The organism is Corallococcus exercitus (assembly GCF_003611585.1).
Classification (GTDB): domain Bacteria; phylum Myxococcota; class Myxococcia; order Myxococcales; family Myxococcaceae; genus Corallococcus; species Corallococcus exercitus.
In genome coordinates, this window is the sequence record NZ_RAVW01000883.1 from 1 (window position 1) to 502 (window position 502).

At 74.7% G+C, this 502-nt stretch carries 1 pseudogene; it reads left to right on the forward strand.

The features are described 5' to 3' along the window. Positions 1 to 502, forward strand: a pseudogene (locus D7W79_RS42685) (cell envelope biogenesis protein TolA); the annotation flags it as partial.

The window sequence follows — 502 nt, forward strand, 5'->3', positions numbered from 1 at the left end:
CCCGCGCAGACGTCCGCGCCCGCGGCCGCCGCCCCCGTGACGACGGAGCAGATCGCCGCGCCCGCGAGCGAGCCCGTGGTGAGCGCGGCGGTGTCCGTGACGCCCGTGCCCGTGGCCCCGGCGGAGCCCGTGCGCCGCTACCGCGAGCTGAACGACGCGGACCGCGAGAAGATGGACCGGCTGGAGCAGGCGGCGAACAAGGACCGCGCGCGCGCCGCGGAGCTCGAGAAGGAAGTGCGCCGGCTCAAGGGCCGCGCCGACACGCAGGCGCGCATCCTGGCGGTGACGAAGTCCGAGGCCGACCTGGGCAAGGACAAGTACAAGGCGCTGGAGAAGCGCCTCAACCGCACGCTGCTGGAGCGCGACCTGCTTCGCCGGGCCATCAAGGACCTGGAGAAGAAGACGGGCATGCTGGCGGACCGCACGGAGCTGACGCCGGACGAGGTCGCCGCCAGCGACCAGCGCAGCGACGAGCAGGCCCGCGCCCGCGCCGAAGCGGAGG